The organism is Agrobacterium sp. 16-2014-1-2a (assembly GCF_053522705.1).
Genome location: NZ_JBNWBX010000003.1, coordinates 209174 through 224642, shown reverse-complemented (window position 1 = coordinate 224642; position 15469 = coordinate 209174). Strand labels below are relative to the sequence as shown.

11 protein-coding genes are annotated in these 15469 nt (G+C 58.0%); 4 read left to right on the top strand and 7 right to left on the bottom strand.

The window, feature by feature from the left end:
* Positions 1–48: 48 nt before the first annotated feature.
* Entirely contained in the window at positions 49–1143 is a 1095-nt protein-coding gene (locus ACQZ45_RS12650) for a glycosyltransferase family 4 protein (RefSeq protein WP_065687891.1), read from the top strand.
* Positions 1144–1180: 37 nt separating this feature from the next.
* Here the strand turns inward: ACQZ45_RS12650 and ACQZ45_RS12645 are convergent, their stop codons facing one another.
* The 7 genes from ACQZ45_RS12645 to ACQZ45_RS12615 form a co-directional block, all read right to left on the bottom strand.
* On the bottom strand, positions 1181–2386 hold the full coding sequence (locus ACQZ45_RS12645; protein WP_065687890.1) for a glycosyltransferase family 4 protein: 1206 nt from the start codon (positions 2384–2386) through the stop codon (positions 1181–1183).
* 89 nt (positions 2387–2475) lie between these two features.
* Positions 2476–3999, bottom strand: coding sequence for an O-antigen ligase family protein (locus ACQZ45_RS12640; RefSeq protein WP_065687889.1), 1524 nt, complete (start codon positions 3997–3999; stop codon positions 2476–2478).
* Between the two features lie 70 nt (positions 4000–4069).
* The gene (locus ACQZ45_RS12635; RefSeq protein WP_065687888.1) at positions 4070–4729 is read right to left on the bottom strand and encodes a hypothetical protein; all 660 of its coding nucleotides are present in this window, start codon (positions 4727–4729) and stop codon (positions 4070–4072) included.
* A gap of 10 nt (positions 4730–4739) precedes the next feature.
* The gene (locus ACQZ45_RS12630; RefSeq protein ID WP_003511263.1) at positions 4740–6995 is read right to left on the bottom strand and encodes a polysaccharide biosynthesis tyrosine autokinase; all 2256 of its coding nucleotides are present in this window, start codon (positions 6993–6995) and stop codon (positions 4740–4742) included.
* A 130-nt stretch (positions 6996–7125) separates the two neighbouring features.
* The gene (locus tag ACQZ45_RS12625) at positions 7126–8034 is read right to left on the bottom strand and encodes a hypothetical protein (protein WP_065687887.1); all 909 of its coding nucleotides are present in this window, start codon (positions 8032–8034) and stop codon (positions 7126–7128) included.
* A gap of 186 nt (positions 8035–8220) precedes the next feature.
* Entirely contained in the window at positions 8221–9339 is a 1119-nt protein-coding gene (locus ACQZ45_RS12620) for an acyltransferase family protein (RefSeq protein WP_035199581.1), read from the bottom strand.
* Positions 9340–9471: 132 nt separating this feature from the next.
* Positions 9472–10800, bottom strand: a complete 1329-nt coding sequence (locus ACQZ45_RS12615; RefSeq protein ID WP_448742263.1) for a hypothetical protein — start codon at positions 10798–10800, stop codon at positions 9472–9474.
* 470 nt (positions 10801–11270) lie between these two features.
* Here ACQZ45_RS12615 and ACQZ45_RS12610 point away from each other — a divergent pair, with 470 nt between their 5' ends.
* The 3 genes from ACQZ45_RS12610 to ACQZ45_RS12600 all read left to right on the top strand — a co-directional run bounded on the left by ACQZ45_RS12610 (position 11271) and on the right by ACQZ45_RS12600 (position 15465).
* Positions 11271–12506: a glycosyltransferase family 4 protein gene (locus tag ACQZ45_RS12610; RefSeq protein WP_019564824.1), complete on the top strand. Its 1236-nt coding sequence runs from the start codon at positions 11271–11273 to the stop codon at positions 12504–12506.
* Between the two features lie 161 nt (positions 12507–12667).
* Positions 12668–14155, top strand: a complete 1488-nt coding sequence (locus tag ACQZ45_RS12605; RefSeq protein ID WP_065687884.1) for a lipopolysaccharide biosynthesis protein — start codon at positions 12668–12670, stop codon at positions 14153–14155.
* Positions 14140–15465, top strand: coding sequence for a polysaccharide pyruvyl transferase family protein (locus ACQZ45_RS12600; RefSeq protein WP_035199577.1), 1326 nt, complete (start codon positions 14140–14142; stop codon positions 15463–15465). Before ACQZ45_RS12605 ends, ACQZ45_RS12600 begins: the two co-directional genes overlap by 16 nt.
* Positions 15466–15469: the final 4 nt, after the last annotated feature.

Below are 15469 nucleotides of genomic sequence, written 5' to 3'. Positions count from 1 at the left end.
CTTGGCGATCAATTCGGACAGAAAGTGCAGGCAAGCGGAAGGGTCAGGATGCGTATTCTCGTAAACATGCCGAGCCAGTATGGCGGCAAACCTTCCGGCGTCGGCCGCGTGACCTTCAGCCTGCTGGAGCGGCTGCTGGATCAGACGCGGGACGACTACATCCTGCGCTCTCCCTGGACGCGGGCACAGCTGCCCGAAAACCTGCGCGAAAGCCGCCTTCAGCTGATTGAGACGCCGCGGCCGCGTATCATGGTGTTTGATGTGCTGCGTCAGGCCATGACGCTACCGGCACTTTGCCGCAAGCTCGGCATCGATGTGCTGTTCAACGCCGATCCCTTCGGAAGTCCCAGCGGCGGCAAACGGCGCGTCACCCTGGTTCACGATCTTTATTTCAGGACCATTCCCGAACAGATCGGCTGGCGGGCGACGTTGACGACGGATTTGATCTTTCGACTGATGATGGCTGGTTCGAACCGGATCACCTGCGTATCGGAAGCGACGCGTAAGGATCTGGCGCAGTTTTATCCATCGGCTGCCGGGAAAAGCCTGACTATCCATTCTGACAGCACCCTGAATGTCGATCTAGCGAGTTTAAACGGCCCGCCGCCAGTTGCCGCGCCCTACATACTGGCGGTCGGAAACGCGACGTCGAATAAGAACTTTTCGCTTCTGGGCAAGGCTTTTGCCGTGATTGGCAAAGTTAGGCCGGATTTGCACGTCGTGCATGTTGGCCGCGACGATGCCGAGGAAATCGGCAGCGTACTAGATGATCCGGAGCTGAAGGCGCGACTGATCCGGCTTTCCGGCATAGACGACCATCAACTGGCAGACCTTTACCGCCACGCCGCCTGCCTTTGCGTGCCTTCCACATATGAAGGGTTCTGCCTGCCGGTGCTGGAGGCGCAGCAACTGGGGTGTCCGGTCGTCTGCTCCAACCGTTCCGCAACGCCGGAGATCGCCGGAAAGGGCGCACTCACCTTCGATCCCGCGGACTCTGACAGCCTTGTCGCGGCACTTGAGCGGCTTTTTCGGGAGCCGCATCTGGCAAGCGATCTTCGCCAGGCGGGTTATGAAAACCGCAAGCTGTATTCATGGCAGAAGGCGGCGGAAAGCTATGCGCAGGTTTTCCATGAACAGACCTGACGTCTAGGAGTCATGTCCCCGGGTGAAATCTTGCGGCTCATGCCCTGATGCCGCTGCGCAGCTCCGAATAAAGCGTTTCGTATGCCCCGATTACCCGTTCGGGCGCGACGCCCTGCGAAATGCGCGCTTTGGTTTCCGGTGTTTCCGCGAGAATGGCGGGGTTGCGCATCGCGTCAGTCATGCGGGCGGCAAGCTCGGCGGCGTTGCCCGGCGCGAAAAGGCGTTCCGGCCGGTCCCGACCGATCTGTTCGGCGACACCGGCGAGATTGGCGCCGAGAACCGGCACACCGCGTAGAATAGCTTCAGCGACCGTGCGCCCGAAAGCCTCTGGCCAGAGTGGTGGAACGATCAGACAATCTATACCGGCGAAGAAACTATCGGCGTCCACGTAGCCGGGAAATTCGACCGGAAGGTTGGCGGTTTTTTGCTCGTAGGCTTCGATGCCGCCCGGCGCGCGACCCGCCATGACCAGTCGCCAGCCCTTCGGCGGCAGGAGCGGCAGCGACTCGATCAGGAGATCTGCACCCTTGGGCGCCTCGATGCGGCCCAGATAGCCGAAAACAAGCGGGTCCCCAGGCGCGCGTGGAATGCGCTGTGTCTGTGAAGCTGGCGGCGCGATGGCATTCCAGATGACCGTGCGGCGGCTTTCCGGTACATGGGTGAAAAAGCCGGCCTGCACATGGCGCTCGACAATATCGTGGCCGACACCGGCGACAGCGTCGACGGCGCATTGGCAACGCCAGTGCAGGTAAGAGAAGGCGCGGCATTTTTTGCTGGTGCCGTCGCAGATGTGACCGTCATGAAACAGGGAGCCGTTGGTGCACATGCTGGTGAAATCGTGCAGGGAATGTACGAGCGGAATGCCGCGCTTGCGGATCATCGGCCAGACCAGCGGTGTCAGCTCCGACAGCGAATGGGTGTTGACGACATCAGGCCGGAAATCATCGATGACGCGGGCAAGCCGGCGCACGAGACCCGGATCCAGCTGCACGGCGATCTTGTAGTATTTTCGCTTCCATCCGGGTTGCTGTTCCCAGTCCCCGATAAAAAACGGCGTGGTATGTCCGAGGCGGTAAACGGCGAAATCGTCGCGCAGCTCCACGGCCTGTTGTTTGCGGGAGATCGCCGCCACCGCTACCGTGTGGCCCTTCTCCGCCAGCCCGCGCGCGAGGTCTTCCACGAATATCTCCGCGCCGCCGACCCGGTCCGGAGAAAACAGCGACGTTATTTGCAATATCCGCATGCCCAAATTCTCGCGTCTTTGTGTGGTTTTATAATCGTTACAACTATTTCGCATCAGCGAAATGAAGGCTGCTGTCCATCCGGACTGATCTAGGCCGGCATTGCGGGATCGGTTGGAGATGGTTCGCGCCGCCGCGAACGGTCCCGTCCAACACCTGGTGGGTTGAGACAAAGCGTGACGACGGGCGCAAGGAATACGGCGTAAGCCATTGCGAAGCCGGGGATCTGCAGGGAAAAATCAAGTGTCGAATGCAATGCGACGAGCAGCAGCCCGGCGAGGCCGAGATGGGAGGCGTACCGGTAGTTTTTGCGTTTGCGCGCCCCGCGAATAAAAATGGCGAGTTGGACGAGCACAAAAAAAGCCGCATAAAATGGAAATGCGAGGCCGAGCGTCAGCAGTCCCTCGGCATAGACATTGTGGGCGTGGGTGACGATGGCGTCCACCCCGCATTGCGCCGCATGATAGGGCGCGTAGGTTTCCGTAAAACTTGCAAGGCCGGTTCCCCAAGGCCAGCTGTCAGAAATGGCACGCGCGATGCCCGGCATGTAGCAGAAGCGCATGTCGTCTTCCAATCGCGTTTCCATGCGAAGCGCCACGCGATTAGCGAAGAGCAGGAACAGGCCAAGCGTAATGGCGAGCACGATCGCCGCGCGGCGCTTCGTGCCGCGCCGCTTGCGCCGCAGGGCAGCCGCGTTGCGGCCTGTTTTGATGGGTGAGTTGAAGACGGTCAGAAGAATGAGGAAACTCAGTGCCGCAAAGCTTGATGCGATGCCGGCGCGCGATCCGGTCAGCATCAGGGCGATGAAGCAAAAGGCAGTGAGCACGCCGATGAAGGCGGCCTTGCGGATGAGGCGTTTCTGGCCGACTGGAACGGTCAGGCGATTTGCCACCAGCGCCCTGACCATTCCCCAGTCTGGAGCCGTCAGCCGTTTGTGCAGCATCACGACGAGGGTCAGGAGAATGAGACCGAAGAAGGTGGCGGCGGTATTACGGTTGACGAAAAGGCCGGTCAGGCTGCCGAGATAGAAGCGCTTCTGAATGAAGCCGAGTGTTTCTGGAAAAAGCAGAAACTGCACGATTGACAACAGTGCCAGCCATCCGCCGGCAATTGCGAACCATCGCAGCGCTTTTGCCGCGCGCTCGTCGGTATCGAAAATGACGAGGCCGGCCATGAAGGCGCCGAAGGGCAGGGCGGCGCTTAACAGGCCGAGCCGATCATCCGCCGGGGTGAGCGAAACCGTGGCGTCGGGCGCGAACTGCATGAACATGGCGGCGGTCGACCAGGCGGGATTGGGTGGAGCAATACCCGGCACAGATGATTGCAGCCACAGCTGGATGATGAGTGCCCCCAGCAAAAGGCAGGTCGCCACAAGTGCCAAGCTTGAACCAGCCCGGGGCGGCCCGAACAACAGGATGGCGGGCACGAGCAACAAATAAATTGCAACGGTGACGACGATACGGCTCTCGATTTCAGTTGCGCCGCGATTGAGAAGCGCAAGCAGGAAGATAGCCCAGAAGATGACTATGGCGGCCGTCCGAAAATAGTCTGGAAACGCAACCGGTCGCGGTGGCGATGAGGATAGCGGTTCTGATTGGGCTTCGATGGACGACATTGGCTTTCGGCTTTGCAATAACTGTTGCTGCGACGATGTCTAAGGTAGAAGGACGAGGCGGGCCGCTATTTCACGGAAGCGGCACGGTGCGTTTCATGCCGGCCTGCGGCTGCTGCGGACAGATCTTCCGCAGGGTCCATCGCAGGATTTCCCCCTCCTTACCGCAGACGACTGCCGTGTCCGCATTGCGGGCCGCATCGGCCTGAGGCAGTGTGTCTTTTGGAAATTGCTGCCACATCACGAAGCGCCCGCGTATCAGGTTGGCGTCTGCAGGCCCGTAAAGTTGGGAAAAATTCATCAGAACGGCGATTTCCATTGGCGAGGCGTTACGCAGCGAACGAACCATGGCAAGACGCAGCCACACATCGCCATTTGCAGGCAAACAGGAGAGCGCGTGACGAATATAGCTTTCGGCAAAGCCGAGACGCGCCACACCGGCCTCCGACGTCGCATCTTGGCCATTTGCATCGAGATCTGCGAGAACGAGCCGTAACCCGGCCTTGACGATATCCGAACGGCAGATTTTCTCCGCAACGACGGGGTGCAGCCCATCGACCGTCTTCGCCAGAAGATCGTGCGCCAGGCCGCTTTTGTCGTCGGCAATTCTTGCCAAGGCGACGACATCGGAAAACCGCCGGGTTTCGGAAAACGCCTGTGCGGCGACGGATAAAACAAACACGGAAAGGATGAGAACCGGCACGACCGCGAAGAATTTACGCAGGCCCGCCATTCCGTCCCGCCTAATCATGGTAATATCGCGTGTAGCGCGCGTGATAATATTCGCTTGAACCGTAAGCTCGGTAAAGCTTCAGCTTTTCCGTGTCCACCTTGTTGAGGATGACACCGAGACACTTCTTGCGGATCTGGACTTCGTTTTCAATCGTATTGCGTACCGCCCTGCGGGCGGTTTTGCCCCATTCTGTGACGAAGACGAAACCGTCGATCCGGCCGGCCATCGCGCGGGCATCCACCACCGGCCCGAGAGGCGGCAGGTCGACGATGATGTAGTCGAAGAGACCGCTCGCTTCGGCCAGCAATTTGTACATTTGCGCCGATGTCAGCAGCTCGGAGGAGTGCGGTACGCGCTGCTTGACGACCGTTGGCAGGAAAGCGAGCCGCGTCTTTTCGTCGTGCAGCAGCACATCGCGCATATTGCGGCCTTCCAGCAGCACTTCGAGCAGGCCTTCTGCAGCATGACGCCCCAAAGCGCGCGTGGCGCCCGGGTTGCGAATATCCGCATCCAGCAGAAGAACCCTTGCTCCCTGTCCGGCCAGAAGCTGAGCCAGATTGATGGAGATCGTCGATTTGCCCTCGCTCGGCAACGCCGATACGACGCCCACCACCCGCGCGCCGGTTTTCGGGGGAATGCCGAGATCTATCGCAAGCCGTGTGCTGCGCAGCGTTTCGGCGAAGGATGATAGCGGGTGATCGACAGTGTAGCGGGCAACGCTGGACGGGCGTGTGGCGGTAGGCGGCCCCTCCTGTCCCTTTGGCAACACATCCGTGCCCGGCTTGTTCTGGACGAGCGGGGTGTTGCCCAGAAATTCCAGCCCGAGAACGTCGCGAACCTGTTCTCCGGTGCGGAAGAAACGGTCGCGGAACTCGCGAAACATGGCGATGCCACCGCCGGCCGCGGCGCCCATGATCATGAACAGCGCCAAAAGTAGCGGTTTGTTCGGTTTGCTTGGAATGTTGGGCGGAACTGCCCTCGAAATCACGCGTGCTTCCGTTACGGGGAAGGATTGCTGCTGCATCGCTTCCTGATAACGCTGCAGGAAGGTCTGATACATGTTCTTGTAAGTTTCCGCTTCACGCTGCAATTCGCGAAGCTGAACCTGGGTCTGGCTGGCCGAGTTGCTGACGCTGGTAGCCTTGGCAACGCTCTCCGCAAGTGATTTCTCTCTTGCTTCTGAAACCTCCAGATCGCTCTTGTAACTTTGCGCAATACGGCTGATTTCCTGGAACATCAGCCGGCGGTATTCCTGCATTTCGTTGCGCAGACGCACCGCCTGAACATGGTTGCTGCCAAGCCTGCGGGTGATTTCCGTTTCGATCTTCGAGGATTCGAGATATTTCTTGCGCAGATCGTTTGCAACCGAGCTCTCGAGAATGTCGGTGACGACGGCGTCGACATCATCCGTGGCAAGGATATGTTCGATGCGTTGTACCCGCGCTCGCGACCTGGCCGTTTCCGACTGCGCCAGAATAAGCGCGCTGTTGGACTCGGCCAGTTGCTGATCGGAAAGCAGGCCGTTATTGCCGGTCTCGATCAAGCCGTGTTCGGCGCGAAATTTCTGTACGGCAAGGTCGGTGTCGAGTGCCCGCTGACGCAACTCGGCAATACGGTCGGACAGCCAGTCGCTGGCCCGCTTCGTCGCCTCGTATTTGGAGTTCAGCTTGTCCACCAGATAAGCCGACGCCACCGCGTTGACGATCTGGGCGGCGAGAACCGGTGATGTCGAGTTGTAGGTCAGTTCCAGCGCGTAGGTACGGCCGATACGCTTGACGCTGAGACCGTCCAGTAGCCGGTCCGACAGCGCCCGCTTCAGCGTGCCGTCGTCGATGACGGTCTCTTTTGCCGGTGAGAACCATTGCGAAACGTTGACGAGCGAACGGATCGTGCCGAATATCGAACTCAGAAGCGAGGCACGGTTTGCCCTGAATTCCTGATTTTCCGTCAGGTTCAAACTGTCGACGACGGCAATCCCGATGGTTTCCGATTGCAGGACCTCGACCTGGCTGAGAATGGAAGCCTCGTCCTCCACGACGCCGCCGATCGTCGAAAGCTGCTCGACGACCTGGCTGTTGTTGCGGTCGATCAAAAGGGTAGCCGAAGCTGAATAGATCGGAACGGCCGTCGCGGCATAAGCGAGACCGATTGTCCCGGCAATGGCGACTGCCGCGAGGACGACGCGCCACTGTCGGCGGACCGTGGCAAGAACGGCGTCTATATCGATAAAGTCGGCTGTAAATCCGCTTTTGTCGATATCGGCCATAGTCAAGGGATCGTGCCTTTGCAACAACTGTCAGCCTCGCTCTTTTTGGCGGGCGTGGCACCCGCCAAGTCTCGGTTGCATGGTAGGACAGGCGGCCGCCATTCCCGCAGGACGGGCGGCAAAACCGGGTTCAAACGGGACTTGTGCTGACTGGCGTGCTGGTGCTGCCGGTTGAAAGGGGCGCGGCAAAGAAGTTGTTGGTTGTGGTGGTTCCGCCGCTGCCGGTGCTGCCACCGCTGCCGCCACCGCCAACCGGTGCGGCTCCGCCGCCGGCCTGTGCCGTACCGGCTGGTGAGCCCGCCGCTCCCGAGCCGCCAATGCTGTTGCCGCTTGCAGGTGAAGAGCCGGCGCCACCAATCGGTGAGGCAGCAGCTGCAGCTGCCGCAGGCGCTGCCGGACCGGCCGCCGTTCCCTGAACATTTTCGCTAAAGGCGATCAGAAGATCGGAGGGCACGCCGACACCCTTGGTCTGCAACTGGATTGCGGCGGCAAGTATCGTGTTGCCCCTCTGCATCGCCGTAGAATAGGCGAGCGCCAGACCTTCGCCGACAACTTCGGAGAAGTCCTTGTTGCCGACCTTCTGGGCCAGTGCGACGATGGTGGGCAACTGGCTGGAGTCGCTCAGGATCAGGCCAGAAAGCTGTTCGGAGAACTGCGCCGCGCTGGTGGAAACGGCAATGATCGGAAAGCCGTTCGTCACCTTTCCAGTGATTTCGGCGTTTGCCGCATCGGTGCTGGAAGCGATGCCGGCCAGATCCTTGACCGTTGCCTGCGTCGGAGACTGCTTGAACAGTTCCGCGGCAGCAAGGGAAACCGTGTCCGGATTGGAGCTGTTAACGCGAGCCAGAAATGCGGCGTTGGTTTCGTCGGCGGCCTTTACGGGTGCGCCAGTTGTCGCAGTCTGTACCGGCGGCGTCTGCTGCCCGGCAGCTGGCGGCGCTGATTCCACGTTCTGGGCGTTGGCGACTGCGGAAAAAAGACCGAGGCTGGTGATCAATACCGCACCAGTGAGCGTCGAGCCAATACGAAGGCGGGACATCACAACTCTCCAAATTTTTAAAAAATACGATTTTAAGTAAGCTGAAATGCTGAATATGGTTATCCAACATCTAAAATTTTCTTTTTAAATCGCACAGCCCTAGCTAACGATCAAGTGCTAAAATAAACTTGTGAACGGAACTTCGGGGTATACTTAACAGCAGAAACGAGGACTTTTCTCTGGGCGTCAGGACACGGCGACTTTTCGCCGGGGTGTTATCAGCCGGTCTCGAAGCCAGATATTTGCGGGCGTTTCGACAAGGACGTGAAATGCGTGGGCGATGGCGATGGTGCTGGCGACGACGATGAGATAGACGACATTTTTCCACTCCTGCGGCCAGGTGATGCCGCCGGAAGCAACTAGGAATGCCCGAAAGATGAATGGGTGCAGAAGGTAAAGCGCGTAGGAGGAATCGCCCAGTTTCGCCAGCGGCTGCGCAAAACGGGGCAGGGAGATGCCCCTGGTCAGGGTTGCCGCGGCCATCAGGAAAATCGCGCCACCGCCAAAAACGAGCAGCCGGGTATAGGAATAACAGCCCGGATTGCATTGGAATTCGAACCTTTTCAGATCGATAAGCGTCCAAATCGCCACGCCGCAAAGGGCCACCGCAATCCCCAGCAAGGGCGGTAGGCGCACGCCGCGCAGGAAAAGCACGGCGAGCAACATTCCCGCCACGAACTCCAGAATGATGGGCTGAAACCAGAAACTAAACGGCAAGGCGAGACTGAAGTTGGAGCCGATGAGCACTGCGGCGAGCAGCACAGCCGCTGTTGTCAGCACGGCGCGTTCCAGCGGCAGGAAGATGAAAACCGCGAATACGACATAAAAAAACATCTCGTAATTCAGCGTCCAGCCCAGATCGATGATTGGAAACGGATAAGCGTCACCATAACCCATGCTGTCATAGGGAATGAAGAGGTAGGAGGTTAGGACGGCCTGCAAGGACGGGAAGGCCTTGGCGCTGAGAAGAACGGCGACCGCGGCCATGGCGAGCCGCATGGTCAACACGAACCAGTAAAGAGGAAGGATGCGGAGAAGCCGGCGCACAAGAAAGGCCGAGCGCCCTCCCTCCGCTGCGAAATACGGCCGGGAGGCATAAACGATGACAAAGCCGGAAATGACGAAAAACAGATCGACGCCCGCACCCAGCCTCAGGAGATGGAGGTTGACGAGCGAGAACTCCCAGTTCACCTGCGCGTGCAGCGCAACAATCATGATTGCCGCCAGCGCACGCATCATTTGAAGAATATCGAGACGCTGCGCCCCGGAAACAGGCGCTTTTTCAATTTTTTGCATCGTCATCATCTATAAAAAGAAAAAATTTATACAGTAATATTGTGCGCTCGTAGCAGCGAGCAAAAGTCCTCTATTTCAGAAGGCTATCATGCAATAGGCTGACACGATATATAAAATTTGTCGGCTTTCGCCCGCACGCGTTCAGAAAACCTCCAGCACCGTAAGCTGGTCGCTGACGGAAAGCCGGTATTGCCCACCTTCCTTTGCGATCACCCGCTGGCTTACGGAACCGTCATCGCCGAACCGGTGCGCGATGACTTGGCTATGCGGGCCGGTTACCGAAAAGGCCGTTGCACGTTCGGTTGGCGGATTTTCGATCCGCGCCGGCCATTGCCAGCCGCGTATGCCAAGCCACACCGGGGCGAGCAGCGCGCCGTCTGGTCTTGTCAGGCGCAGGGAAAACCTTTCGGAATCATCGTTGAGGAAAGCGAGGCTGCGTTCCGCTGGCTCTGTTTGTCGACTTGCCTTGCAAAGCGCAAGAAGGGCACGAACGGCCCCGTACGCAGGGGTCCGGCTCAGATCGTGGCGCAGCAGGCCAAAGGACGATTCCGGATTTGTCTCGTCTTCGGCAAAGCTGGAGACCATTTCATAGATGTAAGCCCGGCGGATGCCGCTGATGAAGGACCACAGGAGCGTGCGCGGCATGTAGCGCGCCTTGATGCCTTCGGTGACGGGAAAATGGAAGGTCTTCGGTTGCAGTGAGGTGTGGTACCCAATCTCCGTGGCGATCACCGGCCGGCCGGCTGCTATATGCGCCGAGGCCGCGACAGATTTGGAGAGCGCCCCCGGCCCAGTCGTTTCGGGATGTTCCATTCCGGCGTAGGGGTGAATATTGCCGAAGTCGCACACGTTCTGCAGGTTTAGCGCCAGCGCCGGATTCGCCTGGATATAGCTTGGCGCGACAAGCGGTACGTTGCTCACGGCCGGAGTTGAGCGGATCGTTGCAAAAAGTGCAGCCTGATGCTCTGCCGAAATGCGCGGCGCATTGGCCGGGTCTTTCGTCAGCGTCGGTTCATTGCTGCCTTCGAAAACTTCGATGCCGCCGTCGCACCAGTTGTAGAAATCGGCAATCCTGTTCAGTGGCGTTGAGACGTAGGGGTTGAGATTGTCGTAACAGATGATCGTGAGGCGAACGTTGGCCGCCACAATCCTGCGCAGGCGCTGGAAAGCCGGGCTGTTGCGGCTGTCCCTTGCGGTAATCATTCCCTCGTCACGCAGGTGGCCCACACCAAGCGCTTCCAGTTCAGGCAGGATGCGCTCGAAGCTTTCCGGATAAATGCCGTTTGTCCGGGCGAAATGGCCACACACGCCCACACTGTCCAAAAAGACTTCCGTGCTGGCCGAAAAAACGGATTGAGTCTGCGCGAAAGCGGGGCGCACACCCGTGGCGGCAACCAGTGCGAAAGGTGCAGCTGAAAGCAGGCCGCGCCGTGTCAGGTGGCCCATGGTGATCGGCTGTTTTCCGTTCATCTGCGTCTCCTGGTCATTCCGGCGAGATTATAAAAAGCAGCCGCGATCATATCGGCGGCGCCTCTCAATATGTCAGATTGTCCTGGAAGTTTTTGGCATCTTCATTCGCCATCAAATCCATGTTTCTGAAATGAAATAAATATATAAATTAATGATATTATATGCGGACGAAACAGAATTCACCGCTTCCGCCCGTACGTTTTTCCATATGAGAATGAAGCTAACACGGGACAGGTTCTTTTCGCAACACGGCATGACTTTTGTCGCGCCGCGAAAAAAAAGCACTTGAAATGCCGTCAGTTCCCGTGCTTTTTGAAAGTGGATTTTTGGTTATTCATATTTTCAAGCGTTAAATCTGCTCTGCCTTTTGTGTTTTTTGCACATGTCTCATTGGTCCCGGAGTATCCGGCAACATGGGCGAGGCCAAGCGGAAGTCATAAATTTTCGATAAGGAAATAGAGCGTATCCGTATGCGAATTCTCCATCTCAGCAGCCTTTATCCGCCGCATATCGTTGGCGGGTGCGAACGCTCGGTCGAACATCTTGCCGAGGAACTCGTCTCCATGGGACATGAGGTCGGTGCCGCCTGCATAGAGCGGCAGGCCGAACCCAAAACGGTGCGCAATGGCGTCAGCGTCTACCGCATGTTCCACAATAACGATTTCTGGCTCGAGGACTGGCCACAATATACGCCGCAGCAAAGGCGTATGCAGAAGATCAAGCAGCAATGGAATTTCAACGTCGAGAAGCAGTTCGAAGCCGTTCTTGACGATTTCAAGCCGGATGTTCTCAATACGCACTCGCTGCTGGATGTGACGACGCTGGTGTGGCGGGCGGCGCATAAACGCAACATTCCGATCGTCCACACGATCTGCGAATATGATCTTCTGTGCGGTAACGCCGCCATGTTCAAGGGCGGCAAGCCCTGCGAACACATCCATCTCGGCTGTCAGGTGGTGAATTTCACCAAGAAATTCACGCAGCGCTACATCGGCGCGGTGGCAAGCGTTGGCACGGAAATCCTTAAAACCCATGTCGATCACGGGCTTTTCCATCACCTGCCGGAAAGCATGCGCCGTGTGATCTTTTATTCCTGCACGGTTCCGGAGGGCGACCCGGTCGCACGCAGGCAGATCGACCGAACCGGCAAGCCGATGACCTTCGGCTATATCGGCCGCATCAACACGGAAAAGGGTGTCGGCAACATGGTCGATGCCTTCAGGGAAATCGGCCACGGCAACTGGCGCTGTCTTGTTGCCGGCCACGCGATGGACGATTCCATCGAACGCTTCAAGGCCCAGGCCGGCGACCTGCCGATCGAGTTCGTCGGCTGGGCAAAGCCGAAGGAATTCTTCGAAGAGATCGATGTGCTCATCGTTCCCTCCTTCTGGGCTGAACCTTCGCCGCGCACCATCTACGAGGCTTACGCGATGGGGGTTCCGGTCATCGGCGCTGCCTCGGGCGGCATTCCGGAACTGATCGGCGAGACCAACCACGACTGGCTGTTCGAACCGGGCAACGCCACGGACCTTGCCGCACGCATTCGCCGGGTGTTGACGCTTTCGCGCGAGCAATTGCCGACGGAGGCCGATTTCGGAAATATCGTCGAGGAATCCACCTCGCGCCGGGTGGGTGAGAACTATGTGAAGCTCTACGAGGACGTGCTGGCGAAAAGCAGGGAAAGCCGAACCTTACGCGCATCTTAGACCGGCAACGGACCGGGTCCGTTGCAAGCGTTTCTTCCAAGGAAAGAGCACATGGTAGAAAGCAATATCGGCAAAGTCCGTTTCCCCAAGCTGGACTTCGATCGTTTTCTGGCCGCTGCGGTGGTCGGGCTGTCACGACCGGCTTTGCAGGCGGCAGGTTGATGGCGGAGCAAAGTTCGATAGGCAGCGCCGCGATAACAGGCGTTTTCTGGTCCATCGTCCAGAACTGGGGTGGAAAGCTTTTTACCTCCATTCTTTTCATCGTTCTTGCCCGGTTCCTCAGCCCCACCGACTACGGCATGGTCGCCACGGCGGGCCTGGTTCTGATGCTCATCCAGATGCTGTCGGAGTTCGGTTTCGCAGATGCGATCGTGCAGAAACGAAATCTGGAGCCAAGCGACGTCAATCTGCCATTTTATGTGTCCGTTGCGCTGGCAACGGTGTTTGTCATCGTTGTTTGTCTGCTGTCGCCCAGACTGGAAAGCTGGTTCGAGGTGGAAGGGCTGGCACCGATCATCGTGGCAATCTGTATATTGCTGCCGCTGAATACCGCCTCGCTTTTTCAGGAAGTCAATTATCGGCGTGCGCTCGCGTTCAAGCCGCTGGCAATAAGAACCTTCATTTCGAATATTATCGGCGGTGGCGTTGCGATTGCTTTCGCCATCATGGGCCTGGGCGTCTGGAGCCTCGTCGTTCAGACTTATGTTGCAACCATTGTGACGCTGATCTGGCTCTGGCGCAAACCGCACTGGCTTCCGGGCACCACGCTCAAGCCCGACACTTTTTTCGAATTGCTTCGCTTCGGCTCGTCGGCTCTCGGTTTGCGCATCGTGGATTTCGGAGCCACGCGGCTGATCGACGTCATGATCCTGGGGCGTTACGGGGTTGCCCTCTTTGGGCTCTACACCGTCGGCAGCAGGCTCTATCAGCTTCTCATGCAGCTGCTTCAGGCGGCGCTATATGATGTTTCGTTGACGGTGCTGTCCCGCATATCGCACGAGCGGGAGCGCATGGCGGAACTGTACAAGCAATCCATCACCATATCGTCGATCTTTTCGACACCGATCTTCGTGCTCTCGGCTGCGTTGGCGCCAGAGATCTGCAACGTCCTGTTCGGCGCGCAATGGCAGGGTGCCGACGCGGTTGCGCGGCCGCTGCTGCTGCTGGGTGCATTGCAATGCGTCCAGTTTCAAAACGGCCCGTTTCTGTCCGCACGCGGCAGGCCGGATAAGGTGCTGATTGCCGGGACGGTCAAGGCAATCTCTACCATCCTGTTGATATTGCTTGTCCCGACGGAAAACATCCGGGAAATCGTCATCGTGTTTGTCTTCGGGCAGCTCACTTCGACGCCTTTCACATTTTATTTTGTCGCCCGGGAACTCGGCATCAAGCTGTGGAGAATTTTCCTCCTGCTTTTGCCAAGCTTCGGTTCCAGCGGTCTCTGCTTCCTGCTCGTTCAGTGGATGCGACCTGAAGTTAAAATGCTGGGTGCGGGCGACCTCGTATCCGGCATCCTGCTCGGTGGTATGTTTGGCGTCGCATATCTGTTGCTTTTGGCTCTGACCGCGAGAAGCGAGGCCCGGTCCGCCATCGCCCTCATCATGAGCAAAATCGGTTCTCGAAAGGAAAGAAAATGCGCAAGCTCGTGAAAAAAATACTCCCTGCACCACTGCGTCGGAAGCTGGTGCAATATAACGAGCGGCGCAATCTGGATAATGCGGTCCAGCAACTCTTCAATGATCTGCAAGAGCTGAAGCACAGTATCAAGCCTATCAATGTCGGAGATCGGCTGAACCGGCTTTTGATCGTGGCTGGTGATCCCATCACCCTGTTCGGTTCCGCCGGCGATGACGCGATGATCACGGCGACCGTGCAGAATGCCCGTGCGAGCAATCCCGATGTCGAGATAGACATCCTCGTCGACGGAACGAATTTTGGCGACTCTGCTTTGCAGAGAGGCTTTGTTACCGTCGATATCTTTGGAAAGCCTGACTTCATCCAGGCCCTTGCCCAGCAATTTTCGGTGCGGAAGTACGATTGCATCGTCGTTGTGGGTGCCGACGTGATGGATGGCTATTATCATCCGCTGGTCAGCGCAAAACTTCTGGCAAGCGCTGATCTGGCTGCCGCTGCCGGGATCAAAAACGTTATCCTCGGTTTCAGTTTTAATGAAACGCCGCACCCCGCTTTGGCGAAGTTCTACAGCTCCCTTCATCCGGGGGTGTCGCTCAATGTGCGTGACGTTGTTTCCCTCGAGCGTCTGAACGCCTTTGCCACGGCCAAGGCGGCACTGGTTTCCGATTCTGCATTTAGCCTTGTCCCATCGGAACCCGATGAAGATACGATCTCGTGGATCGCGCGAAAGCGCGCCGAGGGATACAGGGTCATGGGCTTCAATCTGCATCCCATGCTGTTCAAGAATGCGGATAGCGCGCAGATCGCGGCGATCATCAGGCGCGGGGCCGAAGCACTGGAGTTCGTTGCCGATGCAAGACCGGTCTGCTGGCTGGTCATTCCGCATGACTACCGGAAAGACGTGGGCGATCAAGCCTGCCTCAAGGCCATTACCGAGCTTGCTCCATCTTCACAGACAGACAGGGTTCGATATCTGGATGGCAGATGGCCAGCCCCGGTTTTAAAAGGCGTTGCCGGTAAACTTGATGGCCTCGTCAGCGGACGCATGCATCTTGCGATCGCTGCGCTGGGCAAGGGCGTTCCTGTGATATGCATTGCGTATCAAGGCAAGTTCGAAGGGTTGTACCAGCATTTCGGTCTCTCCGCGGCTGAGCTGCTTTCGCCCGCCAAGTTCCATACGGATGATGGCATCAAGAATGCCTTGATCAATTTTGTGGATCAGGCCGATGAGATTCGCGAAAAAGTCGGGAAGAAGCTGCCTGAAATTCTGGACCTTTCCAAAAGGAATTTTCAGGTGTTCGAAACCTTCGCCAAGCAGCCTTGAGTCA

Excerpts from the sequence above, each read along its gene's own strand:
- ACQZ45_RS12650 (WP_065687891.1), top strand. The coding sequence starts at position 49 with ATGCGTATTCTCGTAAACATGCCGAGCCAGTATGGCGGCAAACCTTCC.
- ACQZ45_RS12645 (WP_065687890.1), bottom strand. The coding sequence starts at position 2,386 with ATGCGGATATTGCAAATAACGTCGCTGTTTTCTCCGGACCGGGTCGGC.
- ACQZ45_RS12640 (WP_065687889.1), bottom strand. The coding sequence starts at position 3,999 with ATGTCGTCCATCGAAGCCCAATCAGAACCGCTATCCTCATCGCCACCG.
- ACQZ45_RS12635 (WP_065687888.1), bottom strand. The coding sequence starts at position 4,729 with ATGGCGGGCCTGCGTAAATTCTTCGCGGTCGTGCCGGTTCTCATCCTT.
- ACQZ45_RS12630 (WP_003511263.1), bottom strand. The coding sequence starts at position 6,995 with ATGGCCGATATCGACAAAAGCGGATTTACAGCCGACTTTATCGATATA.
- ACQZ45_RS12625 (WP_065687887.1), bottom strand. The coding sequence starts at position 8,034 with ATGTCCCGCCTTCGTATTGGCTCGACGCTCACTGGTGCGGTATTGATC.
- ACQZ45_RS12620 (WP_035199581.1), bottom strand. The coding sequence starts at position 9,339 with ATGATGACGATGCAAAAAATTGAAAAAGCGCCTGTTTCCGGGGCGCAG.
- ACQZ45_RS12615 (WP_448742263.1), bottom strand. The coding sequence starts at position 10,800 with ATGAACGGAAAACAGCCGATCACCATGGGCCACCTGACACGGCGCGGC.
- ACQZ45_RS12610 (WP_019564824.1), top strand. The coding sequence starts at position 11,271 with ATGCGAATTCTCCATCTCAGCAGCCTTTATCCGCCGCATATCGTTGGC.
- ACQZ45_RS12605 (WP_065687884.1), top strand. The coding sequence starts at position 12,668 with ATGGCGGAGCAAAGTTCGATAGGCAGCGCCGCGATAACAGGCGTTTTC.
- ACQZ45_RS12600 (WP_035199577.1), top strand. The coding sequence starts at position 14,140 with ATGCGCAAGCTCGTGAAAAAAATACTCCCTGCACCACTGCGTCGGAAG.